The organism is Phycicoccus avicenniae (genome assembly GCF_050496545.1).
GTDB lineage: Bacteria > Actinomycetota > Actinomycetes > Actinomycetales > Dermatophilaceae > Phycicoccus > Phycicoccus avicenniae_A.
The window spans coordinates 15,165-41,206 of record NZ_JBNVZV010000026.1; the positions used below are offsets into that span (position 1 = coordinate 15,165).

Annotated in this window: 27 protein-coding genes and 3 tRNA genes; 19 read left to right on the forward strand and 11 right to left on the reverse strand. The window is 74.5% G+C overall.

The features are described 5' to 3' along the window. Window positions 1–3: 3 nt before the first annotated feature. Window positions 4–1,290 carry an NAD(P)/FAD-dependent oxidoreductase gene (locus tag ACQZ2A_RS17715; protein WP_430213739.1) on the reverse strand — a complete coding sequence of 429 codons (1,287 nt, stop codon included), beginning with the start codon at window positions 1,288–1,290 and terminating at the stop codon, window positions 4–6. A gap of 101 nt (window positions 1,291–1,391) precedes the next feature. Here ACQZ2A_RS17715 and ACQZ2A_RS17720 point away from each other — a divergent pair, with 101 nt between their 5' ends. The 3 genes from ACQZ2A_RS17720 to ACQZ2A_RS17730 all read left to right on the forward strand — a co-directional run bounded on the left by ACQZ2A_RS17720 (window position 1,392) and on the right by ACQZ2A_RS17730 (window position 4,531). Continuing rightward, a complete protein-coding gene (locus ACQZ2A_RS17720) occupies window positions 1,392–2,363 on the forward strand; it encodes a MerR family transcriptional regulator (RefSeq protein WP_430213826.1) in 972 nt (323 codons plus the stop codon). 72 nt (window positions 2,364–2,435) lie between these two features. Beyond that, entirely contained in the window at window positions 2,436–3,734 is a 1,299-nt protein-coding gene (locus ACQZ2A_RS17725; RefSeq protein ID WP_430213741.1) for a class I SAM-dependent methyltransferase, read from the forward strand. Then, a complete protein-coding gene (locus ACQZ2A_RS17730) occupies window positions 3,734–4,531 on the forward strand; it encodes a DUF1295 domain-containing protein (protein WP_430213743.1) in 798 nt (265 codons plus the stop codon). Before ACQZ2A_RS17725 ends, ACQZ2A_RS17730 begins: the two co-directional genes overlap by 1 nt. A 13-nt stretch (window positions 4,532–4,544) precedes the next feature. On the opposite strand, the gene ACQZ2A_RS17735 is transcribed toward ACQZ2A_RS17730, so the two are convergent. Beyond that, entirely contained in the window at window positions 4,545–4,979 is a 435-nt protein-coding gene (locus ACQZ2A_RS17735) for a DUF2177 family protein (RefSeq protein ID WP_430213745.1), read from the reverse strand. 49 nt (window positions 4,980–5,028) lie between these two features. Next, window positions 5,029–6,291: a DUF445 domain-containing protein gene (locus tag ACQZ2A_RS17740; protein WP_430213747.1), complete on the reverse strand. Its 1,263-nt coding sequence runs from the start codon at window positions 6,289–6,291 to the stop codon at window positions 5,029–5,031. A gap of 51 nt (window positions 6,292–6,342) precedes the next feature. Here ACQZ2A_RS17740 and ACQZ2A_RS17745 point away from each other — a divergent pair, with 51 nt between their 5' ends. The 9 genes from ACQZ2A_RS17745 to ACQZ2A_RS17785 all read left to right on the forward strand — a co-directional run bounded on the left by ACQZ2A_RS17745 (window position 6,343) and on the right by ACQZ2A_RS17785 (window position 12,966). Then, a complete protein-coding gene (locus ACQZ2A_RS17745) occupies window positions 6,343–7,779 on the forward strand; it encodes a GuaB1 family IMP dehydrogenase-related protein (RefSeq protein ID WP_430213749.1) in 1,437 nt (478 codons plus the stop codon). Window positions 7,780–7,801: 22 nt separating this feature from the next. After that, complete coding sequence (locus tag ACQZ2A_RS17750; protein WP_430213751.1) at window positions 7,802–9,025, forward strand: cysteine desulfurase-like protein; 1,224 nt, start codon at window positions 7,802–7,804, stop codon at window positions 9,023–9,025. A gap of 2 nt (window positions 9,026–9,027) precedes the next feature. Further along, window positions 9,028–10,080 (forward strand): PHP domain-containing protein, encoded by a 1,053-nt coding sequence (locus tag ACQZ2A_RS17755; RefSeq protein ID WP_430213753.1) that lies wholly within the window; start codon window positions 9,028–9,030, stop codon window positions 10,078–10,080. Window positions 10,081–10,192: 112 nt separating this feature from the next. After that, the gene (locus ACQZ2A_RS17760) at window positions 10,193–11,038 is read left to right on the forward strand and encodes an aldo/keto reductase (protein WP_430213754.1); all 846 of its coding nucleotides are present in this window, start codon (window positions 10,193–10,195) and stop codon (window positions 11,036–11,038) included. Between the two features lie 166 nt (window positions 11,039–11,204). Continuing rightward, window positions 11,205–12,170, forward strand: a complete 966-nt coding sequence (locus ACQZ2A_RS17765) for a hypothetical protein (RefSeq protein ID WP_430213756.1) — start codon at window positions 11,205–11,207, stop codon at window positions 12,168–12,170. Further along, window positions 12,167–12,556, forward strand: a complete 390-nt coding sequence (locus ACQZ2A_RS17770) for a GntR family transcriptional regulator (protein WP_430213758.1) — start codon at window positions 12,167–12,169, stop codon at window positions 12,554–12,556. Before ACQZ2A_RS17765 ends, ACQZ2A_RS17770 begins: the two co-directional genes overlap by 4 nt. 119 nt (window positions 12,557–12,675) lie before the next feature. After that, window positions 12,676–12,748: transfer RNA gene (locus ACQZ2A_RS17775), tRNA-Glu, on the forward strand. 20 nt (window positions 12,749–12,768) lie between these two features. Continuing rightward, window positions 12,769–12,842, forward strand: a tRNA-Asp gene (locus tag ACQZ2A_RS17780). Window positions 12,843–12,889: 47 nt separating this feature from the next. Further along, window positions 12,890–12,966 (forward strand) — tRNA-Phe (locus ACQZ2A_RS17785). 59 nt (window positions 12,967–13,025) lie between these two features. Here ACQZ2A_RS17785 and ACQZ2A_RS17790 read toward each other — a convergent pair. Both ACQZ2A_RS17790 and ACQZ2A_RS17795 read right to left on the reverse strand, forming a co-directional pair. Further along, window positions 13,026–13,550 (reverse strand): GNAT family N-acetyltransferase, encoded by a 525-nt coding sequence (locus ACQZ2A_RS17790; protein ID WP_430213760.1) that lies wholly within the window; start codon window positions 13,548–13,550, stop codon window positions 13,026–13,028. A gap of 47 nt (window positions 13,551–13,597) precedes the next feature. Continuing rightward, the gene (locus ACQZ2A_RS17795) at window positions 13,598–14,143 is read right to left on the reverse strand and encodes an SRPBCC family protein (protein WP_430213762.1); all 546 of its coding nucleotides are present in this window, start codon (window positions 14,141–14,143) and stop codon (window positions 13,598–13,600) included. Between the two features lie 105 nt (window positions 14,144–14,248). Here ACQZ2A_RS17795 and ACQZ2A_RS17800 point away from each other — a divergent pair, with 105 nt between their 5' ends. The 5 genes from ACQZ2A_RS17800 to ACQZ2A_RS17820 all read left to right on the forward strand — a co-directional run bounded on the left by ACQZ2A_RS17800 (window position 14,249) and on the right by ACQZ2A_RS17820 (window position 18,372). Beyond that, window positions 14,249–15,025: a DUF6624 domain-containing protein gene (locus ACQZ2A_RS17800; RefSeq protein WP_430213764.1), complete on the forward strand. Its 777-nt coding sequence runs from the start codon at window positions 14,249–14,251 to the stop codon at window positions 15,023–15,025. A gap of 58 nt (window positions 15,026–15,083) precedes the next feature. Beyond that, window positions 15,084–15,605 (forward strand): toxin-antitoxin system HicB family antitoxin, encoded by a 522-nt coding sequence (locus ACQZ2A_RS17805; protein ID WP_430213766.1) that lies wholly within the window; start codon window positions 15,084–15,086, stop codon window positions 15,603–15,605. A gap of 85 nt (window positions 15,606–15,690) precedes the next feature. Beyond that, on the forward strand, window positions 15,691–16,542 hold the full coding sequence (locus tag ACQZ2A_RS17810) for a DUF4097 family beta strand repeat-containing protein (RefSeq protein ID WP_430213768.1): 852 nt from the start codon (window positions 15,691–15,693) through the stop codon (window positions 16,540–16,542). A 40-nt stretch (window positions 16,543–16,582) separates the two neighbouring features. Beyond that, on the forward strand, window positions 16,583–17,542 hold the full coding sequence (locus ACQZ2A_RS17815; RefSeq protein WP_430213770.1) for an ATP-binding cassette domain-containing protein: 960 nt from the start codon (window positions 16,583–16,585) through the stop codon (window positions 17,540–17,542). Next, window positions 17,539–18,372, forward strand: a complete 834-nt coding sequence (locus ACQZ2A_RS17820; protein ID WP_430213772.1) for an ABC transporter permease — start codon at window positions 17,539–17,541, stop codon at window positions 18,370–18,372. The genes ACQZ2A_RS17815 and ACQZ2A_RS17820 overlap by 4 nt, the downstream gene beginning before the upstream one ends. On the opposite strand, the gene ACQZ2A_RS17825 is transcribed toward ACQZ2A_RS17820, so the two are convergent. Continuing rightward, window positions 18,348–19,235, reverse strand: a complete 888-nt coding sequence (locus tag ACQZ2A_RS17825; protein ID WP_430213774.1) for an ROK family protein — start codon at window positions 19,233–19,235, stop codon at window positions 18,348–18,350. The two genes, ACQZ2A_RS17820 and ACQZ2A_RS17825, sit on opposite strands and share 25 nt — an antisense overlap. Window positions 19,236–19,355: 120 nt before the next feature. On the opposite strand from ACQZ2A_RS17825, the gene ACQZ2A_RS17830 reads away from it, so the two are divergent. Both ACQZ2A_RS17830 and ACQZ2A_RS17835 read left to right on the forward strand, forming a co-directional pair. After that, window positions 19,356–20,507, forward strand: coding sequence for a lysylphosphatidylglycerol synthase domain-containing protein (locus ACQZ2A_RS17830; RefSeq protein WP_430213776.1), 1,152 nt, complete (start codon window positions 19,356–19,358; stop codon window positions 20,505–20,507). Continuing rightward, on the forward strand, window positions 20,459–21,427 hold the full coding sequence (locus ACQZ2A_RS17835) for an aldo/keto reductase (protein WP_430213778.1): 969 nt from the start codon (window positions 20,459–20,461) through the stop codon (window positions 21,425–21,427). Before ACQZ2A_RS17830 ends, ACQZ2A_RS17835 begins: the two co-directional genes overlap by 49 nt. A gap of 19 nt (window positions 21,428–21,446) precedes the next feature. On the opposite strand, the gene ACQZ2A_RS17840 is transcribed toward ACQZ2A_RS17835, so the two are convergent. The 5 genes from ACQZ2A_RS17840 to ACQZ2A_RS17860 all read right to left on the reverse strand — a co-directional run bounded on the left by ACQZ2A_RS17840 (window position 21,447) and on the right by ACQZ2A_RS17860 (window position 26,037). Continuing rightward, window positions 21,447–22,295 carry an SDR family oxidoreductase gene (locus ACQZ2A_RS17840; RefSeq protein WP_430213780.1) on the reverse strand — a complete coding sequence of 283 codons (849 nt, stop codon included), beginning with the start codon at window positions 22,293–22,295 and terminating at the stop codon, window positions 21,447–21,449. Window positions 22,296–22,341: 46 nt separating this feature from the next. Next, on the reverse strand, window positions 22,342–23,247 hold the full coding sequence (locus ACQZ2A_RS17845) for an alpha/beta hydrolase (RefSeq protein WP_430213782.1): 906 nt from the start codon (window positions 23,245–23,247) through the stop codon (window positions 22,342–22,344). 42 nt (window positions 23,248–23,289) lie between these two features. Continuing rightward, window positions 23,290–24,012: an HpcH/HpaI aldolase family protein gene (locus tag ACQZ2A_RS17850; RefSeq protein WP_430213784.1), complete on the reverse strand. Its 723-nt coding sequence runs from the start codon at window positions 24,010–24,012 to the stop codon at window positions 23,290–23,292. 133 nt (window positions 24,013–24,145) lie between these two features. Further along, the gene (locus ACQZ2A_RS17855; protein WP_430213786.1) at window positions 24,146–25,681 is read right to left on the reverse strand and encodes an ATP-dependent DNA ligase; all 1,536 of its coding nucleotides are present in this window, start codon (window positions 25,679–25,681) and stop codon (window positions 24,146–24,148) included. Continuing rightward, a complete protein-coding gene (locus tag ACQZ2A_RS17860; protein ID WP_430213787.1) occupies window positions 25,678–26,037 on the reverse strand; it encodes a VOC family protein in 360 nt (119 codons plus the stop codon). Before ACQZ2A_RS17860 ends, ACQZ2A_RS17855 begins: the two co-directional genes overlap by 4 nt. Window positions 26,038–26,042 lie beyond the last annotated feature (5 nt).

Here is a 26,042-nt window from a genome sequence, read left to right on the forward strand (position 1 = left end):
GCGTCACCACTCGACCCCGAGGGCACGTGCCGCCTCGACCCCCGAGCGGCACCCGTCCTCGTGGAACCCCCACCCCTGGTACGCGCCGGCGAATGCCGTTACCCCGGTGGTGATCTCGGCGATCCGGCGCTGGGCGCGGACGGCCTCGACGTCGTAGAGAGGGTGCGAGTACTGCATGGTGGCGATGACGCTACCGGGGTCGATGCGCTCGGTGGCGTTCAGGGTCACGAAGAACGGCTCCTCGGCGGGGAGCCCCTGGAGACGGTTCATCCAGTACGTGACGATCGCGCCCTTCGACGGGTCGTCGCCGACGAGGTAGTTCCACGACGAGCGGGCCAGCCGGGCGCGCGGCATGAACGACGGGTCGCGGTGCAGCACGGTCTCGTTCTGCGAGTAGCGGAACGCGCCGAGGACCTCCTTCTCGGCGGGCGTGGGGTCGGCGAGGAGGCGCAGGGCGTCGTCGGCGTGGGTCGCCACGACGACGCGGTCGTGGCGGTCGAGCCGCCCTCCGGCGGTGCGGACCTCGACACCGTCGGGCGTGCGGGCGACCGAGGTCACGGGGTCGCCGACGTGGACGGCGGGCAGCCGGGCGGCCAGCAGGTCGACGTAGGTGCGGGAACCGCCCACGACGGTCATCCACTGCGGGGAGTCGCCGATGGAGAGCATCCCGTGGTGCTGGAGGAAGCGGAACAGGTAGCGCGCCGGGTAGTCGAGGGCCTGGCCCTCACCGCTGGACCAGACGCAGGCGACGACCGGGATCGCGTAGAGCCGGGTGAAGGACTCGGGGAAGCCGTGCTCGCGGATGAACTCGCCGTAGGTCGTGGTGTCCTCGTCGTCGGTCTGCTCGAGGAACGCGGTGGCGAGGGTGTGGAAGCGCTTGACGGAGCGCAGCATCCCGACGTACTCGCGGTCGAGGAGCTGACGGGGACGGGCGACGAAGCCCTTGACGCCCCGGCCGCCCGCGTACTCGAGGCCGGTGGACTCGTCGCGGATGCTCATCGACATCTCGGTGTCGCGCGCCTCGACGCCCAGCTCGCGGAAGAGTCGTCGCAGGTACGGGTACGTGCGGTCGTTGTGCACGATGAAGCCGCTGTCGACGCGGAGGTCGCCGTGCGGGGTGGGCACGGTGTGCGTGTGCGCGTGGCCCCCGAGCCGGTCCTCCCCCTCGTAGAGCGTGACGTCGTGACGGGTCGACAGGACGTGCGCGGCGGTGAGACCGGAGACGCCGGCGCCGACGACGGCGACGCGTTCGCGGGCGTGCGGACGCTCCGTCGAGGAGATGGGGGGCATGGCCACGACCGTAGAACCTTTCGTCGACCTTCGTCAAAGGTTTGTCAAATGATCCGCCAGCGCTTACGGTGGCTCTCGTGAGGCGTTCGGTCCCCCCGTCGATGCGGATTGGCGAGCTGGCTACCCGAGTGGGAGTCAGTACGCACGTCCTGCGTGCCTGGGAGTCGCGCTACGGGCTCCTCGACCCCGTCCGCTCCCCCGGCGGCTACCGCCTCTACGGCATCGACGACGAGCGCCGCGTCCGCGAGGTGCTGGTGCTCCGCGAGCAGGGCGTCAGCGCGATGGAGGCCGCCCGGCAGGTGCTCGCCGCCGAGCGCGCCGGCGCCGCCGCCACCGGCGAGGGCCCCGCCCTCGGCTCGGAGGAGACCGGCGACCCGCGCCGCGACACGATGCGCGCCGACCCGCCCGTCCTCGTCGCCCAGCTCCTCGACGCCATCACCGCCCTCGACGAGGACCGCGCCCACGCCGTCCTCGACACCGCCTTCCTCGACCGCTCGGTCGAGAGCGCCATCGTCGACGTCCTCGTCCCCTTCTTCGTCCGCGTCGGCGAGATGTGGGAGCTCGGCCGCATCGGCATCGCGCAGGAGCACTTCGCGAGCAGCCTGGTCCGTCGCCGGCTCGGGGCGCTGTCCCTGACGTGGGGCATCGGCACGGGCCCGATCGCCGTGATCGCCTGTCCCCCGGGCGAGTTCCACGACATCATCCCGCTGTCCTTCGGCGTGCTTCTCGGGCGCGCGGGCTGGCGCATCCGCTACCTGGGCCCGGACACCCCCATCGCCTCGCTCACCTCGGCGGCCGACCTCGTCCGGCCCGATGCCGTCGTGCTGTCGTCGCGGCGGCCGTCCGGGTTCCGCGCCCACGGTCCGGCGCTGCGCCGCCTCGCCCAGAACCACCCGTTGTGGCTCGCCGGCCGGGGCACCACGCCGCGCGTGCTCGAGGAGATCGGTGCGCAGCACCTCGGCCCGGACCTCGTCGCCGACGTCGCGCTGCTCACCACGGCCGCCCGCGAGCGCCGGCGCAGCCGCGAGGACGAGACATCCGCCGCGACCTCGGACTCCGAACGCCGCGCGTGACCTTCGCGCACCACCGCGCGTGACCCCCCACGCGGAGACCTCCGCGTGCCGACCCGACCCCAGGAGCAGCACGTGACGCTGACCGACGACGGCACCACCACCACGACGACCACCGGCGTGGCCGGCCGCATCGAGGCCGCCCTGCGCCCCGTGCTCGGTGGCCCGCTGCCGGTCCGGCTGCGTGCGTGGGACGGGTCGGAGGCCGGTCCGGCCGACGGCACCCTCGTCACGCTGCGCACCCCGCAGGCCCTGACCCGGCTCCTCTGGCACCCGGGTGAGCTCGGCGCCGCCCAGGCGTACGTCACCGGCGAGCTCGAGGTCGACGGCGACATCGGCGACGCCCTCGACCTCGTCCGCGAGACCGTGGCCGCCCGGTCCCTGCCGCCGCTCACGCCGGCGCGGCTGGCGCGGCTGCTGCCCGACCTCGTCCGGCTCGGGCGCGACACCGGCGCCCTCGCCCGGCCGCCGGCACCGCCGGCCACGCAGGCGGTCGTCAAGGGGCGGCTGCACTCGATGGCCCGTGACCGCGCCTCGATCAGCCACCACTACGACCTGTCGAACGAGTTCTACGAGTTCCTCCTCGACCCGCACATGGCCTACTCGAGCGCCTTCTTCGCCGACGGGCCGGACATGCCGCTCGAGGCCGCGCAGGCCGCCAAGCTCGACATGGTGTGCCGCAAGGTCGGTCTCTCCGAAGGCATGCGCTTCCTCGACGTCGGCTGCGGCTGGGGGTCGCTGTCGCTGTACGCCGCCGAGCACTTCGGGGCGCAGGTCACCGGCGTCACCATCGCCGCCGAGCAGAAGGCCTTCATCGACGAGCGCATCCGCGAGCGTGGGCTCCAGGACCGCGTGCAGATCCGGCTCCAGGACTACCGCGAGGTGCGGGACGAGCCGTTCGACGCCGTCGCCTCGCTCGAGATGGGCGAGCACGTCGGCGAGAAGAACTACGCCACGTACGCCTCGGTGCTGCACCGCGCGGTGCGACCGGGCGGCTACGTGCTGGTCCAGCAGATGTCGCGCTTCGCCGGCCACCACCCCGGCGGCGGCCCCTTCATCGAGCAGTTCATCGCCCCGGACATGACGATGCGCCCGGTCGGCGACACGCTGAACTTCCTGCAGGACGCCGGCTTCGAGATCCGCGGGGTCCACGCGATGCGCGAGCACTACGTCTGGACCGTCGACGCCTGGGCCCGCACCCTCGAGGAGAACTGGGACCGGGCGGTCGAGCTCATCGGCGAGGAGGGCGCCCGCGTCTGGCGGCTCTACCTCGTCGGCGGCTCGCAGGCGTTCCGGGACAACCGGATGGGCGTCGACCAGCTGCTCCTGCGCCGCCCGGGTGGGCCGGCCGTCGTGTCGGACCCGGCCCGCTGATGGGCGCCTCGTTCATGGGCGGCACCTTCGTCGTCGTCCTCCTCGGGTCGCTGCTCACCTCGGCCGTCGCGATGGCCGTCACGGCGGCGATCTCGAAGCGGATCGGCAAGGTCGCCGTCGTCGACATCACCTGGGGCCTGGTCTTCGTGGCCATCGGCTGGGTGGCCTACGCCCTCGGCCAGCACTCGGTGCGCTCGCTCCTGCTCGCCGTCCTCGTCACGCTCTGGGGCGGGCGGCTCGCGTGGCACATCCGGGGCCGCGCGCTCGGCCAGGGCGAGGACCCGCGCTACGAGAAGATGCTCTCCTCGCAGCCGCCGGAGAAGCGGTTCGCCTTCGCGGTCAAGCGCGTCTTCGTCGTCCAGGGGCTCGCGGCGTGGTTCGTCTCGCTGCCGCTCCAGGTGGCCGCCGCCACCGACTCCGCGCTGGGCTGGGTCGCCGCGATCGGTGTGGTGGTGTGGCTGGTCGGCGTGACCTTCGAGTCGGTCGGTGACGCCCAGCTCAAGGCCTTCAAGGCCGACCCGTCCAACAAGGGCAAGGTCATGGACCGCGGCCTCTGGGGCTGGACCCGCCACCCGAACTACTTCGGCGACTCCGCCGTCTGGTGGGGGATGTTCGTGGTCGCGGCCGAGGTGTGGCCCGGCGTGCTCACCGTGCTCTCGCCCGTCGTGATGACCTACTTCCTCGCGTTCGCGACGGGGGCCAAGCTGCTCGAGTCGGAGATGGCCAAGCGGCCCGGGTACCCCGAGTACCAGCAGCGGACCTCGATGTTCTTCCCGCTGCCGCCGAAGAAGCGCTGACCGCCGCGGCGGTTCAGCGGCGACGGAGGGCGAGGCCCAGCGCGACGGCGGCGGTCACCGTGCAGAGCACCGTGCCCCACGCGATGTCGACGAGCACGACGACGAGCGGGAAGTCGCGGAAGACCGCCATCGAGGTCAGGTCGAAGGTGGCGTAGGTGACGGCGCCGAAGGCGGCCGCGTCGCGCACGCCGCGGCGCACCGACCCCGCCGCGAGCGCCGGGCGGACGACGAAGTGGACGAAGCCGAGCAGGTAGACGACGTAGAACGCCACCGCCGCAGCCATGTTCGGCTTCTCGGCGAGCAGGTGGCCGATGCGGTCGTCGTAGAGGGTGCCGGACCCGGTGGTCAGCCAGACGGCGTCGAGCACGGCGAAGACCAGGGCACTCAGGCCGGCGGCGGTGAGCAGCAGGCGGGTCGGCGGGGCGGCGGGCCGGGCGTCGGCGGTCATGGCGTCCATCATCCCAGCCGCAGGACGATGCCGACCCTCGGCCGAGGTGCTACGCCGCCGTGAGGAGCTGGGCCACCCCGTGGATGACGAGGCCGGCCAGCGCGCCGACGACCGTCCCGTTGATCCGGATGAACTGCAGGTCCCGGCCCACGTGCAGCTCGATGCGCTCGGCGGCCTCCTTCCCGTCCCAGCGGTCGACGGTGACCGAGATGACCTCGGCGAGCTCGGAGCCGTAGGTGTTGACGACGAACGAGAGCGCCTCCCCGAGACGGGCCTCCACGACCGAGCGCCACTCGGGGTCGTCGACCAGGTGCTCGCCGAGGTGCTCGAGCAGCTCGTCGCCGCGGCGGTGGAAGTAGGAGTCGGTGTCGTCCATCGCCGTCTCCAGGGCCGCCCGGAACGAGCGCCACAGCCCGAGCGCGGTCTCGGCGGCCTGGGGGTGGGTGAGCAGCCGCTCCTTGAGCGACTCGGCGCGGGCCATCACCGCGGCGTCGTGCTGCAGGTCGTGGGCGAGGGTGCGCAGCAGGTCGTCGAGCGCGAGCCGCGCGGGGTGGCGGGGGTCGCGCCGGATCTCGACGAGCCAGGAGAGCACCTGGTCGTAGGTCCACCCGATGACCCGCTCGTCGAGCCACGGCGGCGTCCACCACGGCGCCTTGGTGGTGAGCACCTCGGCGTAGGCACCGGGGTTGTCGCGCAGCCAGTCGTGCAGCTGCTCGAGCCCGAGGTCGACGAGCCCGTGGTGGGTGCTCTCCTCGACGACGCCCTCGAGCAGCGCGCCGGCGATCGGGCTGATCGGCTCGCGGACCAGCCGCGGCACGAGGAAGTCCTCGACGAGCCGGCGGACCTCGTCCTCGTCGAGCCGGCCGAGCCCGGCCCGGGCCACCCGCACGACCTCGGTGAGCACCCGCCGCCGGTGCGACGCCACCCCCAGCCAGCGCCCCACCCGCTCGGAGACGTGGGCGGCGGCCAGCCGTTCTCGGGCGATCTCCTCGGTGAGGAAGTTCTCGGTGACGAACTCCTGGAGGTTGCGGCCGATCTCGTTCTTGCGCTTGGGGATGATCGCCGTGTGCGGTACCGGTACCCCGAGCGGGTGCCGGAACAGTGCGGTGACGGCGAACCAGTCGGCCAGCGCGCCGACCATCGCGGCCTCGGCTGCGGTGTTGACGTAGCCCCACACGCCGCTGTGGTCGAGGCGCAGGGTCGCGAGGAAGACGACGGCGGCGAGGACGAGCAGCGAGAGGGCGAGCAGCCGCATCCGGCGCAGCCCGGCGCGACGCCGCTCGTCGGCCGGGGACGGTGCCATGAGGCTCACCCGGCCGATCCTGCCCCATCCGGTCGGCGCCGGCGCACCTACGCTGGTGCCGTGCGCTTCCTCAACGACCTCATGCCGCAGCACGACCTGACGTACGACGACGTCTTCATGGTGCCCAACCGCTCGTCGGTGACCAGCCGGCTCGACGTCGACCTGCGCACCGTCGACGGCACCGGCACGACCATCCCGCTCGTCGTCGCGAACATGACCGCGATCGCCGGGCGCCGGATGGCCGAGACCACGGCCCGCCGCGGCGCGCTGACCGTCATCCCGCAGGACATCCCCACCGAGGTCGTCGCCGAGGTCATCGGCTGGCAGAAGTCGCGCCACCTCGTCTACGACACCCCGATCACCCTCGACCCGACGACCACCACCGGCGAGGCGCTCGTGCTGCTGCACAAGCGGGCCCACGGTGCCGCGGTCGTCGTCGACGGCGAGCGCCCCGTCGGCGTCGTCACCGAGACCGACCTGACGGGCGTCGACCGGTACACCCAGCTCGCCGACGTCATGGTCCGCGAGATGGTCACCCTCGACGACGGCGTCGACGTCGAGAAGGCCTTCGACACCCTGTCCCACGCGCGCCGCCGGCTCGCCCCGGTCGTCGACGTCGACGGCCGGCTCGTCGGCCTCCTCACCCGCGCGGGAGCACTGCGCGCCCACCTCTACGCGCCGGCGGTCGACGCGAACGACCGGCTGCGGATCGGCGCGGCGGTCGGCATCAACGGCGACGTCGCCGCCAAGGCGTCCGCGCTCGCGCAGGCCGGGGCCGACGTCCTCGTCATCGACACCGCGCACGGGCACCAGGAGAAGATGCTCGAGACGCTGCGCACGCTGCGGGCCCTCGACCTCGGCGTGCCCCTGGTCGCCGGCAACGTCGTCTCGGCCGCCGGCACCCGTGACCTCGTCGAGGCGGGCGCCGACATCGTCAAGGTGGGCGTGGGCCCCGGCGCCATGTGCACGACCCGGATGATGACCGCCGTCGGCCGGCCGCAGTTCTCCGCGGTGCTCGAGTGCGCCTCCGCTGCACGCGAGCTCGGCAAGCACGTCTGGGCGGACGGCGGGGTGCGGCATCCTCGCGACGTCGCCCTGGCGCTGGCCGCCGGCGCCTCGAACGTCATGGTGGGCTCGTGGTTCGCAGGCACGCTCGAGTCGCCCGGCGACCTCTACACCGACGAGAAGGGCCGCCAGTACAAGGAGTCCTTCGGCATGGCCTCGGCCCGCGCCGTGCGCAACCGCACGGCCACCGACAGCGCGTACGAGCGGGCACGCAAGGCGATGTTCGAGGAGGGCATCAGCAGCGCCCGGATGTACGTCGACCCGGCCCGCCCGAGCGTCGAGGACGTCATCGACGAGATCGTCGCGGGACTGCGGTCCTCGTGCACCTACGCCGGGGCCCGCACGCTCGAGGAGTTCCACGAGCGGGCCACCGTCGGGCTGCAGAGCACGGCCGGGTTCGCCGAGGGCCGCCCGCTCCACTCGTCCTGGTGACCGGCTGGGGCAGGATGGCGCCATGGCCTACGACGTCGAGCGCATCCGGTCCCACTTCCCGTCGCTGAACGCCGGGCTGGCCCACTTCGACGGCCCGGGTGGCAGCCAGACCCCCGACGTCGTCGGGCAGGCCGTCGCCGACACCCTCACCGCGTCGATCTCCAACCGCGGCACCGTCACCGCGTCGGAGCGCCGGGCGGACGACGTCGTGTCCCGCTTCCGCCGCACGGCCGCCGACCTGCTCGGGGCCGACCCGCGCGGCATCGTGTACGGCCGCAGCGCCACCGCGCTGACCTACGACCTCGCCCGGGCGCTCGCCAAGCAGTGGGGCCCCGGGGACGAGGTCGTCGTCACCCGCCTCGACCACGACTCGAACGTCCGCCCGTGGGTGCAGGCCGCGGAGGCCGTCGGCGCCACGGTGCGCTGGGTCGACTTCGACCCCGCGAGCGGCGAGCTGACCGTCGCCGACGTCGAGGCCGTCCTCTCCGAGCGCACCCGCCTCGTGGCCACGACGGCCGCGAGCAACCTGATCGGCACACGGCCTCCGGTGCGGCAGATCTCCGAGGCGGTGCACCGGGTCGGCTCGCTGCACTGGGTCGACGGCGTGCACGCGACGGCGCACGCATCCGTCGACGTCGAGGCCCTCGGCGTCGACGTCTGGACCTGCTCGCCGTACAAGTTCCTCGGCCCGCACTGCGGCCTCCTCGCGGCCGACCCGGCGTGGCTCGAGACGGTGCGCAACGACAAGCTCGCACCCTCCAGCGACGCCGTCCCCGAGCGCTTCGAGCTCGGCACCCTCCCCTACGAGCTGCTCGCCGGCACGAGCGCGGCCATCGACTTCCTCGCCGGGATGGACGACCTCGACACCCCGGTCACCGATGCCGACCGCCGCGAGCGGCTGCTCGCCTCCTTCCGCGCCCTCGAGGAGCACGAGGAGAAGCTGTTGGCCGTGCTCGAGCCCGCGTTGCGCGCCCTCCCCGGGGTCACCGTCTACTCCAACGCCGAGAGCCGCACTCCCACACTGCTGTTCACGGTCGACGGCGTCGACCCGCAGGACGTCTACCGTGGCCTCGCCGAGCACGGCGTCAACGCACCGGCGAGCAGCTTCTACGCGCTGGAGTGCTCGCGCCACCTCGGCCTCGGCGACACCGGCGGCGTGCGGGTCGGGCTCGCCCCCTACACGAGCCAGGACGACGTCGAGCGCCTGCTCGCCGGCCTCGAGGCCGTCATCGGCTCGCGAGGCTGACCGTGGTCGCCCTGCTCGAGCCGCTGGAGGCACCGGTCGACCCGGTCGAGGCGCTGCGCCGGGTGGCCTTCCTCCTCGAGCGCACGCGCGCCGGCACCTACCGGGTCGAGGCGTTCCGCAACGCGGTGAAGACCCTGCGCGGCATCGACGACGACGAGCTGCGCGAGCGCGCCGAGGCCGGGACGCTGCAGGAGATCCCGGGCATCGGGAAGTCGACCGCCGGGGTCATCGAGGAGTCGCTGGCCGGTGAGGTTCCTGCGTACCTGGCGTCGCTGCAGGAGAAGTCCGGTGGCCCGCTCGTCGAGGGCGGCGAGGAGCTCTACGCGATGCTCCGCGGCGACTGCCACCTGCACTCGGACTGGAGCGACGGCGGTTCGCCCATCGACGAGATGGTGCTCACCGGTGTCGAGCTCGGCCACGAGTGGATGGTCCTCACCGACCACAGCCCCCAGCTGCGGGTGGCGAACGGTCTGACCGTCGAGCGCCTGCGCCAGCAGCTGAAGATCGTGGACGGCGTGAACCGTTCCCTCGCAGGGCACTTCACGCTCCTCAAGGGCATCGAGGTCGACATCCTCGACGACGGCTCGCTGGACCAGACCGACGAGATGCTCGGCCGGCTCGACCTCGTCACGGCATCGGTCCACAGCAAGCTGCGGATGAACCGGGTGCCGATGACGCAGCGGATGGTGGCCGCGGTGTCGAACCCGCGCGTCAACGTCCTCGGCCACTGCACCGGGCGGCTCGTCGAGGGCTCGCGCGGCACCCGCCCGCAGTCCGAGTTCGACGCCCGGGCCGTCTTCGAGGCCTGCGCCGAGCACGACACCGCCGTCGAGATCAACAGCCGCCCCGAGCGCTGCGATCCACCGGACGAGCTCGTGACGATGGCCCTCGAGATGGGGTGCCTCTTCAGCATCGACTCCGACGCCCACGCCCCCGGCCAGCTCGACATGAAGGCCTACGGCTGCGAGCGCGCCGAGCGGCTGGGCGTGCCGGCCGAGCGCATCGTCACGACGTGGGACGTCGACCGCGTCCGCGAGTGGGCGACGCCGGCCTGAGCGGCGCCCGGGGGGCTGCATGTCCACGAACTGACACATTCGTCGATTCCTGGACGTCCGGAGTGGCCGTACCCGTCGGAATACCAGCCCGCGCGAGGGCGCTGGCCCCTGTATGAGCGTTCCGACGATCACCCTGAACACCGGCCGCACGATCCCGCAGCTCGGCTTCGGCGTCTTCCAGATCGACCCGGCCGACACGGTCGAGGCCGTGACCAAGGCCCTGGAGATCGGGTACCGGCACATCGACACCGCGCAGATGTACGGCAACGAGCGGGAGGTTGGTGAGGCGATCGCGCGCTCCGGCATCCCGCGCGAGGAGATCTTCGTGACCTCCAAGCTGAACAACGGCTTCCACCGCCCCGAGGACGCGCAGAAGGCGTTCGCCGAGACCCTCGAGAAGCTCGGGGTCGAGCAGGTCGACCTCTTCCTGATCCACTGGCCGCTGCCGACGCGCTACGACGGTGACTTCGTCTCGACGTGGCGCACGATGGCCTCCTTCGCCGACGACGGGCGCGCCGCCTCGGTGGGTGTCTCCAACTTCCAGCCGGCGCACCTGGCCCGGATCATCGACGAGACCGGCGTCATCCCGGCCGTCAACCAGGTCGAGGTGCACCCGTACCTGACCAACGAGGCCGTCCGCGCCGCCGACGCCGAGCACGGCATCGCGACCGAGGCGTGGTCCCCGATCGCGCAGGGCGGTGTGCTCGACGACCCGGTCATCACCGAGATCGCCGAGGCCCACGGCGTCACCACCGCCCAGGCCACGCTGCGCTGGCACGTCGAGCGGGGCGACATCGTCTTCCCGAAGTCGGTCACCGAGTCCCGGATGCGCGAGAACTTCGACATCTTCGGCTTCTCCCTGACCCCGGATGAGGTCGGCCGCATCTCGGCCCTCGACCGCGGCGAGGACGGCCGCACCGGCCCCAACCCGGACGAGTTCGACTACATCCCCGACTGACCTCGGACCCCGCCGAGCAGACGGCCCGCGAGCGCCCGCACCCCCTCGGTGCGGGCGCTCCGTCGTCACCGGGCGACCGTGCGGGCATTCACTCAATCACTTGACACATTGGATGAATGGCGGGATGCTCCCCGCACCGAATTCCCTCGCCCCCCAGGAGTGCACGATGCAGGGACTCCCCCTCGCGCTCGGGCTCGCCCTCCCGGCGCTGCTCGTGGTCCTGCTCGTCCACGTCGTCCGGACCGTGTCGGCCACCCTCGGCCGCGGCACCGACCCCGTCGACCGTGGCGTGCGCCGCCGGACGGCCGGGGCGGGCGCGGCCGCCGGGCTCGCCGTGCTGGCGCTCCTGGTCCTCGACGTCCCGGTACCCGCGGGCAACCCGCTGGTCGGGTCGGTCGGCGTGCTCCTCGTCGGTGCGGTCATGGCGGTCACGGCGGCCCTCGTCGAGCTGACCTGGCCGCGGCCCCACGGCACGGTGCGCACCGCCACGGCCCGCCCGCGACCGGACGTCGGCCCGGGTCTGCGCCGGCTCCGCGCCGGCGGGGCGCTCACGCTCGTCGCCCTGTGCGGGCTCACCGCGGTCCTCGGGGCGACCGAGGGCGCCGACCACGGCCGGCGGATGCGGGGCCTCACCGCGTTCCCGCTGCTCGGCGACGGGCTGTTCCCGGGCTGGCCGTACGGCCTCGCCCTCGTCGCCGCGCTCGGCCTCCTGTGGCTGGCCGTTGGCTGGGGGCTACGCGTCGTCGAGGCGCGCCCCTCGCTCGACGTCGCGCACGCCGAGGTCGATGCCGCCGCCCGCCGCACGGGGACCGCCCGGCTGCTCCGCTACTCCGCGTGCACCACGTGGCTCGCCGTGCTCGGTGTGGCCTTCGTGGCGGGGTCATCCCTCCACGAGTACGCCCAGGGGCTGCGCATGGTCGACTCGCCGATGGCCCTGGCCCCGCCCCTCGACTGGCGCCAGGACCTCGCCTTCGGCCTCTTCGCGCTCGGGCTGCTCGCCGGGGTCCTGGCCTTCGTCGCGGCGGTCACGTCGGCCGACCCTGCGCGACCGCGCTGGGAGGCACGCGACGCCCCGACGGCCACCTCATCCCGCCCGAGCACCTCCTCGGCCGTGCCGGACACCCCCCGATGACGACCACGCTCACCGTCGACCTGGCCGCCGCCACCCCGCCGTACGAGCAGCTGCGCGCGCAGATCGCGGGGCACATCGCGACGGGCCGGCTGGCTCCGGGCGACCGGCTCCCGACCATCCGGGCTCTCGCCGGCGACCTCGGGATCGCCGGCGGCACGGTGGCCCGGGCCTACCGCGAGCTCGAGGCCCTCGGGCTGGTCCACACGCGCCGGCGGACGGGGACGGTGGTGGCGCAGGCCATGGCGCCGCCGGCCGCCGACGTGCGCCGGGCCGCCGACGCGTTCGCCGAGCTCGCCCGCCGGCACGGGCTGAGCGAGGTGGAGGCGCTCGACCTCGTCCGGGCCGCGGTGCGGCACGGCGGACCGTCCGGCGCACCCGCCGGGTGACCCCGCCCGCCGACGACGCCGACCTCGTTTTGGTGGCTGGCCCGCCGTCCCCTATGCTTTCCGAGTCCTCGACGGATCCGAACCCGGGTTGTCCGACGGGCGGGTTCGACGAGAGTCGGGTCCCCATCGTCTAGCGGCCCAGGACCCCGCCCTTTCACGGCGGTAGCACGGGTTCGAATCCCGTTGGGGATACGGTCTTGCGTCACACACAAGGCCCCGTAGCGCAGTTGGTTAGCGCGCCGCCCTGTCACGGCGGAGGTCGCGGGTTCGAGTCCCGTCGGGGTCGCTCCTTCATGGAAGGGCCGGTTCGTCCGGCCCTTTCCTGCAAGGTCCGGCCAGGTAGCTCAGTTGGTACGAGCGTCCGACTGAAAATCGGAAGGTCGGCGGTTCGACCCCGCCCCTGGCCACCACCGAAGCCGCAGCCCAGAACCCTCTGGCCTGCGGCTTCTCCCGTTCCCGGCGACCGTGCTCAGGTCGTGCCGTAGACGACCAGCCCCTCGCCGGTCCCCAGCCGCACCAACCCCGGCTGCCGGTCGTAGAACCGCTGCGCGGCGAGCGCCTCGGTGGAGGTCAGCAGCCACGCCGGCGAGCAGTCGAGCAGCAGGGCATCCAGCAGCCTCCGGGCCCGCCCGCCGCCACGCGCGTCGGGGTGCACCGCGACCTCCATGACCTCCCACGTGCCCTCGAGCAGCCGCGCCTCGCACACGCGCGCGACCCGGCCGTACGAGCGGCCGGTCGGGAACGGCGCAGGGGTCGGGACGGCGTAGGCCAGCCCGACGACGCGCTCGCCGTCGAGGAGCACCAGCCCGCGAGCCCCGGCAGCCACCTCGGCGTCGAGCCGCTCGGCGAACCCGTCGGCCTCGTCCGCACCCTCACCCCATGGCGGCTCGGAGAAGACGGCGAGGTAGAGATCCCGCACACCACGGCGGTGCTCGGGCAGGCGCAGCGGCACCTGCCGGTCACCCGGCGCTCCCCCGTGCGACGAGTCGTCCACGACCACCCCTCCCTCCGCGACCCGCCCCGGGCCGCCGCGCACCCACGCTACCGACGGGACGAGCCCGGGGTCACTCGCTCCTCCAAGCCTTCCGCCAGCCCGGCGAGGGTCAGCGCGTCGAAGAACCCGCCGGCGGTCTCGGCCAGCCGTTTCCGCTTCACGCCACCCAGACGCAGCCGGAAGAAGACGCGCGTCCCCTCGCCCACCGGGACGAGGGTGATCGACCAGCTGAGGTCGACGGCACCGCGTCGAGAGGTGTAGACGAGCACCCGGGGTGGGTCGACGACCCGCGCGTCGAAGGTCTCGTGCCGGCCGCCGTAGTCGGGGATGGTGTCGCCCACGGCGAGGCCCTGCCACCGCGCATCGATGACCCGCAGCGCGCGCCGGCTCGGCGGCACGAACCGCTCGACGGACCGTGGCAGGTACCAGCCCGCCCGGCGCTTGCCGAGCTGCACCAGCCACGGCCACACCTCGGCCGGTGCGGCCCGGAGGGTGAAGGCGCGGTCCATCACGACGTCCGCCCCGGGCACCAGGTCGTCGCCCTCGCGCGGCGCCGCGCGTTCGTCGTCGGTGACGGCGATGGTTCCGAACACCCTGGACCTCCCGTCCGGACGCACCCGTGCATGGGGCGTGCCTCCGGGGTCATGATGACAGGGCGCCGCGGCCGGCCCCGGTCCGGCGCGGGCAGGAGGTGCCGGGTGCCACGCGTGGGGCGGACCGCAACGGCCGGCCTGGCCTGCGCCCTGGTCCCCGCACTGCTCGCCTCGCTGGCCGCCGGTTGCAGCACGCGGCGCGACGACCTGCGGGACGCCGGTCCCACGCGCCCGCCCTCCTCCGCCCCGGCCACACCCGCTCCCACCGGGCCGCCGGACACGCCGGAGCCGGCGCCGACGGGCTCGCCGCTCCCTGCGCCGGCGCCGGCGGTCATCGAGAAGCCACCGACCACGGCACCCGTCGAGGAGCCGGCACTGCGCACCGAGCTGCTCGCGATGCTCGTCCAGGACCAAGCCGTACGCACCGGCGTCGCCCCGCCCGGCGACTCCCGCTCGCCCGACGAGCTGGCCGCGGCGTGGGACGAGACCGACCGCCGCCACGGCGAGCGGATGCACGCGGTACTCGACGAGCACGGGTGGCCGGGGTGGCGGCTGGTCGGCTCCGACGGCGCCTTCGCGGCCTTCGTCCTCGTGCAGCACGCCGACCTCGACCTACCGCTCCAGCAGCGGGGCCTGGAGCTGCTGACGGCAGCCGTCGGCCGCGGGGACGCCGACCCCAGCGACCTTGCCTACCTCCTGGACCGGGTGCGCGTGGCGACCGGGCAGCCGCAGGTCTACGGCACCCAGTGGGGCTCGGACGCCACCGGCGCCCCGGCCCCGCGGACACCCATCGAGGACTTCGAGCGGGTCGACGTGCGCCGGGCGGCCGTGGGCCTGGGCACGCTCGCCGCCTACCTCGAGGAGCTCGCCGCGGCATCGTGACGTCACCATGACGTCATAGGGGTTGCGCATGACGTCATCTTGGTGTCATAGTGGCGTCATGGACCTCACGCCCTACGTCGCCCGCCTCCAGCGCGACCTCGTCACGACCGCCCGCACCGGCGGCCCCGAGGCGACCGAGCTGGCCGAGCTGATCGCCGGCGGGCTCGAGCCCTCCGCGCGGATGCTCCTCCTCGACGCCGTCGTGGAGGCCGCCGCCGAGGTCACCGAGCGGATGGCCCCGGGCTCGGTCGACGTCCGCCTCCGCGGCCGTGACCTCGACCTCGTCGTGAGCACCCCCACCGAGGCAGCGGCACCGGCGCCCGTCCCCGCCGTGGTCGAGCCCGACCCGGCCGACGAGGACGAGGCCGGCGGCACCGCCCGGCTCAGCCTGCGCCTGCCGGAGCGCCTCAAGCCGAGGCTCGAGGAGGCCGCCGAGGCCGCCGGCCTGTCGGTCAACGCCTGGCTCGTCCGAACCGTCGCGGCCGCCGTCGCCGAACCGCGCGCAACCCCCAGCACCCCCACCGTCCCCACGCCGGCGCCGTCCCTCACCGGGCAGCGCCAGACCGGCTGGGTCCGCTAGGACCCGCCCACCCGACCGGCCCACCCGGCGCCGGCCCCACGAGAACCCTACAGCCACAACCCGACCCGCCACGGGAGGATCCGTCATGCCCACGTTCAGCACCCCCGACCCCGTCACCCTGCACATCGACGTCGCCGGCGCCGACCTCACCGTCCACGCCACCGCGACCGACGAGACGGTCGTCGACATCCGCCCGCACAACCCGGCCCGCCGGGGCGATGTCGAGCACGCGGCGGCCCTCACCGCCGAGCACTCCGGCACCCGCGTCACCGTCCGCTCCCCCCGCTCGGTCGCGAGCCGGCTGCGCGCGATGGTCGGCACGGGCGATCGCGTCGACATCGACGTGCAGCTGCCCGAGGGGTCGGCCCTCGAGGTCCGCGGGTGGGGCGAGACCCGCACCAGCGGCCTCCTCGGCGCGGTCGACGTCGACACCTCGATGGGAGACATCGGCATCGAGCGCGCCGGGGCCGTCCACGCCCGCACCTCGATGGGCGACGTCCGGCTGGGCTCGGCCGGCGGCCGCGTGGAGCTCCGCACCTCGGCCGGCGCGATCCACGTCGAGCAGGCCGCTGAGGAGGTGACCGCGCGCACCTCCGCTGGTGACGTCACCGTCGGCACCGGTCACGGCCCGCTCCACCTCTCGACCACCGCGGGCGACGTCCGGGTCGAGCACGCGCGCGGCGGCGTCACCGCCAAGGCCTCGGCCGGCGACGTCCGGCTCGCCGCCGTCCACGGCGGCGTGGTCGGCGTCGACAGCTCCTACGGGCGGGTCGACATCGGCGTCGCCGACGACCTCCCCGCCTGGCTCGACGTCGAGGCCCGCCACGGCGCCGTCCGCAACGAGCTGCAGGGCACCGCCGCCCCCGCCGAGGGCGAACCGACCCTCGAGCTGCGCGTGCGCGCCGGCTACGGCGACATCGTCCTGCGTCGCGTCTGACGACCACCGACCGACACCGAGCACCAGGGAAGGACCCCCGATGAGCACCACCACACCGGCCGTCGCGCTGCGCGGCCTGCGCAAGTCCTACGGCGAGACGGTCGTCCTCGACGGCGTCGACCTCACCGTCGCGCCCGGCACCGTCCACGCCCTGCTCGGCCCGAACGGCGCCGGCAAGACGACGACGGTCAACATCCTCACCACGCTCCTCGCCCCGGACGGCGGCACCGCGGCCGTCCTCGGCCACGACGTCCTCCGCGAGCCCCGGCTCGTGCGGGCCTGCATCGGCCTGACCGGGCAGTTCGCCGCGGTCGACGACCTGCTGACCGCCGAGGAGAACCTCGTGCTCATCGGGCGGCTGCACCACCTGCCCCCGGCCGAGACCCGCCGGCGCGCCACCGAGCTGCTCGAGCGCTTCGACCTCGCCGACGTCGCGGGTGCCCGCCCCTCGACGTTCTCCGGCGGGATGCGCCGCCGGCTCGACCTCGCGATGGGGCTCGTCGGCCGCCCGAGCGTCCTCGTCCTCGACGAGCCGACGACCGGGCTGGACCCCCGCAGCCGGCGGGCCACCTGGGACGTCGTGCGCGACCTCGTCGCCGACGGGGTCACCGTCCTCCTCACGACGCAGTACCTCGAGGAGGCCGACCAGCTCGCCGACCGCATCTCGCTGCTCGACGGCGGCCGCGTCGTCGCCGACGGCACCCCGGCCGAGCTCAAGCGGCTCGTGCCCGGGGGCCACGTCCGGCTGACCTTCCCCGACGAGTCCGCGCTCGACGGAGCCCTGCACGCCCTCGGCGGCGAACCCGACCGCGAGGCGCTCGCGCTCGACGTGCCGGGCACCGGCGACGTCACCGCCCTGCGCACCCTGCTCGACCGGCTCGACACCGCCGGGGTCGCCGTCGACGACCTCAGCATCCGCACCCCCGACCTCGACGACGTGTTCCTCGCCCTGACCGGCGGGCCGCGTCGCACCGACCAGCCCGAGGAGGCCTCCCGATGAGCGCCACGACCGCCCCCGTCCCCACCCCGGCGCTGCCGCGACCCCGCCCGTTCGCCGACGCGATGACGATGCTCGACCGGCAGCTGCGCCACGCGCGCCGCTACCCCGAGCTGACCGTCATCGTCCTGCTCGTCCCGGTGATCCTGCTCGTCCTGTTCGTCATGGTCTTCGGCGGCGCGCTCGGCGCCGGGCTCGTCCCGGGCGCGAGCGGGGCGGGCCGCGGCGCCTACGCGGACTACGTCCTGCCCGGCATCCTCGTGATGACCATCGCCTCGATCGCCCAGGGCACGTCGACGACGATGGCCATGGACACGACGCAGGGCATCATCGACCGCTTCCGCACCCTGTCCATCGCACCGGGAGCAGTGCTCTCCGGGCACGTCCTCGCGGCGACGATCCAGTCGCTGCTGTCGATGGTCGTCGTCACGGGCGTCGGTCTGGCCGTTGGGTTCCGGCCGCAGGCCGGGGCCACCGACTGGCTCGTCGTGGCGGCCTTGCTGGCGGGGGTGTCGTTCGGCGTCTCGTGGCTGTCGGTCGCGCTCGGGCTCGCCTCGCGCACCGTCGAGAGCGCGAGCAACTACCCGATGCCGCTCGTCCTGCTGCCCTTCCTCGGCAGCGGGTTCGTGCCGACCGACTCGATGCCCGCCGGCCTCCGCTGGTTCGCCGAGTACCAGCCGTTCACGCCGATCATGGACGCCGTCCGCGGGCTGCTGCTCGGCACGCCGGTCGATGCCTCGACCGTGTGGCTGGCCGCCGGCTGGTGCGTTGTGTTCACGGTGGTCGGCTGGTGGCTGGCCCGGCGGCTCTACGCCCGCCCGCGCCGCGCCTGACCCCGGTGCCCGTCCTCACCCTCGTCCCCGGCCCGGGGGGCGAGGGCGAGCGCGGTCAGGCCGCGCACGACGAGCGACCCCGGGTCCGCGTCGACCCCGACCCGGCAGCCCGCCCACGACTCGGGCAGCGCCACGTCCGCGGCCGCCGCGAGCGCGGCCTCCGCGTACCCCGCGAAGCGCGTGGTCCCCCCGGCGAGGACGACCCGGGCCGGCGCCAGCAGCGTCACGAGGGACCCCACGGCCCGACCCAGGGCCGAGCCGGCGACCGAGACGACCTCTCTCGTTGCCGGGTCACCGCCGGCCAGGCGCCGCGCGACCTCCTCCCCGGTCACCCCCAGGGCCCGCACGATCGCCCGACCGGACGCGACGTCGTCGAGCCGGAGGTCCGAGCCACCCGTGAGGTCGACCGGGACGCTCCCGAGCTCGCCGGCCCATCCGCGCACCCCGGTGAGCACCCGGCCGCCCGTGAGCACGGCGGCCGCGATGCCCGTGCCCACCACCACGACGGCGAGGTCCTCGACCCCGGGCTCCTCGGCCCGCACCGCGGCCAGCGCGGCCCGGACGTCGTTGACGACCAGGTCCGCGCGCACCGGCGACCACCCGGCCAGCCGCGGTAGCACGTCCGAGAGGACGACCCGGTGGTCGGCGTCGACCAGACCGGGCACCGCCACGGCCACCTGCCCCACCTCGTCGTGGCGGTCGACGAAGCGGCCGATCAGTCGGTCGAGCCACGGCCCGTCGGCCTCGGGGCCGGTCACGTGGCGCTCCTCGGCCCGGACCGTCCCGCGCTCGTCGACCGCCCGCAGGAGCACCTTGGTCCCGCCCACGTCCGCGACGACGGCGAGGGAGCGACCGGCGGCCATGTCGCCCACCCTAGGCGTGTCCCGGCGGGCGGCCACCGGGGGTCGCTACCGTGATCCCGGGGTCGACATCGGGGTCACCCCTGATGCGCCACGCGCGCACGGCACGACACGGTGGGGGCCATGACGAGGATCTGGGGACCGGGAGCGCGCCTGGTGGTGGGGCTCGCCCTCGCGGCGGCCGCCATCGCGCTGGCGCTCCCGCGGGTGACGGGCACCTCGTGGCGTCCCATCCTCGACGCGCTCACCCACCCCAGCGCGGGGCAGCTGGCCCTGCTCGCCGTCCTCTGGCTCGCCGGTCTCTGGGTGCACACCCCCTCGCTCACCGCCGCCCTCCCCGGCCTCTCGCACCGCCGGGCGCTGATGCTCAACCTCTCCGGCTCGTGCGTCTCCAACCTGCTGCCGCTCGGTGGGGCGGCCGGCACCGTCCTCAACTGGCGGATGGCCCGGGCCTGGGGCTTCGGCTCGGCCGCGTTCGGGCGCTGGGCCCTGGTGACCAACCTCGCCGACACGGTCGTCAAGCTCCTCCTGCCCGGCGTCGTCCTCTGCTGGTTCGCCCTCGCCGGGGACCGCGGTGCGGCACGGCTGGCCGGCCCGGGTGCGCTCGGCCTGGCCCTCCTCGTGGTGCTCGTCCTGGCGGTCGTCCTCGTCGGGCGCGACGACCGCGCCCTGCGGCGGGTCGGCGGCCTCGCCGACCGCCTCGCCGCCCGTCACCCGCGCCTCCCCGACGCCCCCGAGGGATGGGGCGAGCGCGCCGCCCGCTTCCGCGCCGAGAGCGCCGACCTCGTGCGCGCCGGCTGGCACCGGATGCTCGGCGGCAAGGTCCTCTACGCGGCGTTCCAGGCGCTGCTCCTCTGGGCCTGCCTCGCCGTCGTCGGCGCGCCGTCCGCGCCGCTGCTCGTCGCCTCGGCCTTCGTCGTCGAGCGCCTGCTCTCGATGGTCGTCCTCACCCCCGGCGCCACCGGCGTCGTCGAGGTCGGGATGGCCGGGGCGCTCACCGCGCTCGGGGCACCGGCCGCGCCGGCTGCGGCCGGTGTGCTGCTCTACCGCGCCTTCGTCATCGGCATGGAGGTGCCGGTCGGCGGGCTGACGCTCCTCGGCTGGTGGGTCGCCCGGCGGCGCGAGGCATCACCGGTCCGGTCCGTGATCCGCGTGCACCCCGTGGGGCCCTCGCCCCGCAGCGGGGCGCATGATGCGGGGAGCGTCCCGACCGAAGGAGCATCCCCGTGGAGTACACCCGTCTCGGCAGCACCGGGCTCACCGTCAGCCGGATAGCCCTCGGCTGCATGAGCTACGCGGACGGCAGCCGCGGCGCGCATCCGTGGGCCCTGGACGAGGACACCTCGGGCGCCTTCTTCCGCCAGGCGGTCGAGCTCGGGATCACGTTCTGGGACACCGCGAACGTCTACAGCGCCGGGACGTCCGAGGAGTTCGTCGGTCGGGCGATCCGCACCTACAGCCGCCGCGAGGACATCGTGCTCGCCACCAAGGTCCACGGCCGGATGCACGACGGCCCGGGCGGGAGCGGGTTGTCCCGCAAGGCGATCCTCGAACAGGTCGATGCCTCGCTGCGCCGCCTCGGCACCGACTTCGTCGACCTCTACCAGATCCACCGCTTCGACCCCGAGGTCCCGGTCGAGGAGACGATGGAGGCGCTGCACGACGTCGTCCGTGCGGGCAAGGCGCGCTACATCGGGGCGTCCTCGATGTGGGCCTGGCAGCTCGCGACGATGCAGCACGCCGCCGACCTCGGCGGGTGGACCCGGTTCGTCACGATGCAGGACCAGTACAGCCTCCTCATGCGCGAGGAGGAGCAGGAGATGTTCCCGCTGCTCGCCTCCCAGGGGCTCGGGTCCCTGCCGTGGAGCCCGCTGGCGCGCGGCCGGCTCGCGCGGCCGTGGGGTGGCGAGACCGACCGCTCCGGCACCGACGAGTTCGGGAAGCGGCTCTACCAGGAGGGCGACGCCGAGATCGTCGGAGCCGTCGAGCGGGTGGCGGCCGACCGTGGCGTCGCGATGTCGACCGTCGCCCTCGCGTGGGTGCTGCGCAACCCGGTCGTCACCGCGCCGATCGTCGGGGCGACCAAGGAGCACCACCTGCCGGACGCCGTCGCCGCGCTCGACCTCGAGCTGACCGACGACGAGGTCGCGGCGCTCGAGGAGGCCTACACCCCGCGCCGGCCGACCGGGTTCTGACGCCGGCGTCGGGGCCCGCTCAGCCGAGCCAGGTCGAGGTGGCGCCGACGACGCGTGAGCCGTCGAGGTCGCCCAGCGAGAGGCCGACGAACTGCTCGGCCTGCGCCGAGGTCTGCCAGCGGAACCGGGGCGCATCGGTGGTGGCGGCCTCGACGATGACCGCCGCCGCATCGCGCGAGGACTGCGCGGCGTCGAAGGCGGCGGCCGTGCGGTGCAGGTAGGCGGCCAGCAGCTCCGCGTAGGGGTCGTCGGTGGTCTCCGCGCCGTCGCCGTCGGCCCGGTGGACGTTGCCTGTGAACTCGCTGGCCACCGCGCCCGGCTCGACGATGCTGACGGTCACGCCGAAGGTCGCGACGACGGGCGCGAGCGACTGCATGAGCCCCTCGACGGCGAACTTCGCGGCGCAGTAGGCATCGGCGAACGGCTGGCCCACCGCCCCGCCGACACTCGTCACCGTGACGACGCGCCCGCGCCCGGCGGCGCGCATCGCCGGGAGGACGAGGCGGGTCATCCGGGCGACGCCGAGGTAGTTGACGTCGAGCTGCTCCTGGAGCTGGGCATCGCTCAGCTGCTCGAGGGTGGCGACGGCGCCCCGGCCGGCGTTGTTGACCAGCACGTCGAGGGAGCCGTGGTCGGCGAGGACGGCCTCGACCGCGGCGCGCGAGCCGTCCGCGTCGGTGACGTCGAGGGCGCGGACGTCGAGCTCGACGCCCGCCTCCGCGGCGGCCTCGCGCAGCGGTCCGGCGCGCCCGGTGTCGCGCATCGTCGCGACGACGGTGAGCCCGGCCCGGGCCAGGCCGACGGCGGTCTCGAGCCCCATCCCGCTCGAGGTACCGGTCACGAGGGCGATGTCCTGCCGAGGGCTCATCCCCGGAGGGTAGACCCGCCCCCGCCACGCGCGGGAGCGCCGCAGGTCAGGGCTGCGCGACTCCGCGCGGGAGGAGCCCGCAGGCCGCCCGGACCTGCTCGGCGACCATCGCCATCGTGACGCGGGCGCGCTCCGGGTCGTCGGTCAGGAAGTAGTGGTCGACATCGGGCGTGACCTCGTGGACGACGTCGACCCCGGCGGCTCGCAGGCGGGCCGCGTACCGGTCACCGTCCGGCCGGAGTGCGTCGCGGCCGCCGGTGAGGACGACCGTCGGGGGCAGGCGCGACAGGTCGTCGGCGAGCAGTGGCGACGCGTAGGGCTCGCGTCGGCGGGCGACGTCGGGGAAGTAGACCCGTCGGACGAGCCGCCGGAGGTCGGCCCCCACCATCCCGGGCCGGTCCTCCACGGGGGAGGCGAGGTCGAGCGCCGGTACCCCGAGGACCTGGAGCACCGGTGCGTAGGAACCGTGGTCGCGCGCCATGAGGCAGACGGCGGCAGCCACCTGCCCGCCCGCGCTGAACCCGCTGACGACCAGCCGGCGCCCGTCGACCCCGTACTCCGCGCCGTGGGCGGCCAGCTCGGCGGCGACGTCGTCGCCCTCCTCCTGCCCGACCGGGTAGCGCGCCTGCGGGGCGACCGACCAGTCGACGTTCGCCACGGCCACCCCGGCCGTGGCCACGAGGTACCGGCACCACCAGTCGTCCATCTCCGGGTACCGCATCACGAAGGCCCCGCCGTGGAAGTGCACGACGACCGGCGGAGGGGCACCCGGGCCGGGGCGCGGTGCGGGCCGGTACAGGTCGACCCGGACGTCACCGTGCCGCGTCGGGACCCGCAGCCGCTCCGGCGCCGGCAGGTCCTGCCCCGCGAACCTCAGCGGGTCCCCGTAGCGCACCGTGAAGGGCGCCGACTTCTGCATCAGCCAGGCCTGCGCGTCGTCGAGGAAGGTCACGCCCCGTGGTTCGGGGCCGGCAGGGGCGGCGGATGGGCACCGTCAGGCGTCGTCGTCCTCCAGGACCGCACGCACTCCGGCCGTGAGCAGGGCCGAGTCGGTGGTCACGGCGAGGAACCCGATGCCGTGCGCGCGCAGCCGGCGGGCGGCGGTCGGTGAACCGGCGAAGGCACCCACGAGGATGCCCTGCCGCTCGGCCGCGGCGACGACCCGGGCGAGCGGCCCCTGCGGGTCGTGGTCGTCGAGCAGCGCGTCGACGCTGGTGCCGAGCGAGAGCGCGAGGTCGAGCGGTCCGACGAAGAGCCCGTCGACGCCAGGGGTGGCCGCGATGGCCTCGACGTCGTCGAGCGCCCCGGGCGTCTCGACCATCACCCAGCACCGGACGAGCTCGTTCGCGACCTCGGGGTCCGAGGCCTTGCCGCCCCAGAGCGGTGGGAACGGCCCCCAGCTGCGTTCTCCGAGAGGCGGATAGCGGGATGCGAGGGCCGCTCGCTCGGCGTCGGCCACGCCCGTGACGGACGGGACGACGACGCCGGCCGCCCCGGCGTCGAGGGCCGCCCCGATCCACGCGGGGTCGACGGCGGGGACACGCACGAGGAACGGGGCGTGGACACCGGCGAGGGCCCGCCCGGCCGCGTGGAGCACCGCCCGGTCGACCGGCCCGTGCTGGGCGTCGAGGGCGAGCCAGTCGAAGCCCGTCCCCGCGAGCCGCAGCAGGAGGTCGACATCGGCCGTGCTCGTCCAGATGCCGCGGGAGTGCTCCATCCGGCCATCGTGCCAGCGCGGCGCCGACCGGCCGACGACACGAAGCGTGTCATCCAGGGGCAGTGCGTGCTCGTGGCGTTTGGGGCGATGGGCATCGTGTCGTCCGTAGGTCGACGGACGGGCTCTGCCGGGATCAGGCGCCGCCGAGGGCGCGGACGGCGTCGATGGTGTCGGTCTCCTCGACCGGCTTGTCGTCGCGGTAGCGCAGCACCCGGGCGAAGCGCAGCGCCACCCCGCCGGGGTAGCGGCTCGAGCGCTGCACGCCGTCGAGGGCGATCTCGACGACCTGCTCGGGACGGACGGTGACGACGTAGCCGTCGGCGGGCCCGTCGGCGAGCGCGGTGAACCGCTCGGTCTGCCAGCGCAGCATCTCGTCGGTCATGCCCTTGAAGGTCTTACCGACCATCACCCAGCCGCCGGTGGCGGGGTCGCGGGCCCCGAGGTGGATGTTGGAGAGCCACTCCCTGCGGCGGCCCGAGCCGCGCTCGACGGCCAGCACGACGAGGTCGAGGGTGTGCGTCGGCTTCACCTTCACCCAGCCGCTGCCCCGGCGGCCGGCCGCGTAGGGAGCAGCGGCGTCCTTGACGACGACGCCCTCGTGGCCGGCCGCGACGAGCTCGTCGAAGAACGCGGAGGCGTCGTCGGGGTCGGCCGTCAGCAGCCGAGGGACGAGGAGGTGCGGCGCGAGGGCGGCGAGGACCTCGTGACGCTCGTGGGCGGGCGCGTCGACGAGGTCGCGGCCGTCGGCGTGCAGGACGTCGAAGAGGTAGGTGGTCAGCGGCACCTCGGTGCGCAGCCGCTCGACGTCCGCCGAGCTGGCGGTGCGGGCACCGGTGACCTGGAACGGTTCCGGCCGGCCGTCCTCCCGGAGCGCGATGGCCTCGCCGTCGAGGACGAGGTCGCCGCCGGGCAGGGCGGCCACGGCCTCGACGACCTCGGGCACGCGCTCGGTGATCTCGTCGAGGCTGCGGGTGAAGACGGTGACCGCACCCTCGCGGCGGTGGACCTGCACCCGGATGCCGTCGAGCTTGCCGTCGACGAGCATGGCGGCGCCGTCGAACCCGTCGACCGCCTCGGCGGTGGTCTTGGCCGAGCCGGCGAGCATCGGGCGCAGCGGCCGGCCGACGACGAGACCGACCTCCTCGAGGGCCGGCTGCCCTCCGCGCGCGGCGATCCCGGCGACGACGTGCGTGGACCCGGCGAGCATCACGGCTCGGCGGACGACCGCGTCGGGGACCTCGAACGCCGCGGCGACGGCTCCGAGGACGACGCCGTCGAGGGCGCCCTGGCGCAGGTTGCCCGTCATCAGGGCGCGGAGGAAGGCCTGCTCGTCGGCGGTGGCGCGGCCCATCAGGCCGGCAAGCGCCTCGCGCCGGGCAGCGGTGGAGCCCGCCCCGGCCGTAGTGGCCAGCCCGTCGAAGGCGACGTCGACGTCGGCGACCGTGAGGGACGGCTCGTCCGCCGGCGCGGGCAGCGAGGTGAGCGACCGGTACCCGACCCCGAGCCGTCGCTGGGGCAGGACACCGGAGAGGAAGGCGACGACGGTGCCGACCTCGTCGGCGTCGGCGCGCGCGAGCAGCCCGGCGAGCGCGGCGGTCTTGGCCGTGCGCGAGCGGGTGGCTCCGACCTCCCCCGAGACGGCGACCAGGTCGGCGAGCGCGACGGTCATCCGGCCGGCTGCCAGGCCCCGAGCTCGTTGCCGGCGGGGTCGGTGAAGTAGAACCGGCGGCCGCCGGGGAACTCGTAGGGGTCCTTGCTCACCGCGCCGCCGGCGTCGCGGACCGCCCGGACCGTGGCGTCGAGGTCGTCGGAGTAGAGGAGGACGAGCGGGCCGCCGGTGCCGGGGGCGCGCCCGGCGTCGATGCCGCCCGCCTCGTCGTCCCGCCCCGGGACGCGGTAGCCGAGGTAGTCGGGGCCGTACTCGGTGAAGGTCCAGCCGAACGCCTGCTCGTAGAAGGCGCGGGTCGGCGCGAGGTCGGGCGCGCCCAGCTCGACGTAGTCGATGGCGTGGTGGGTGTGCGTCATCCCCC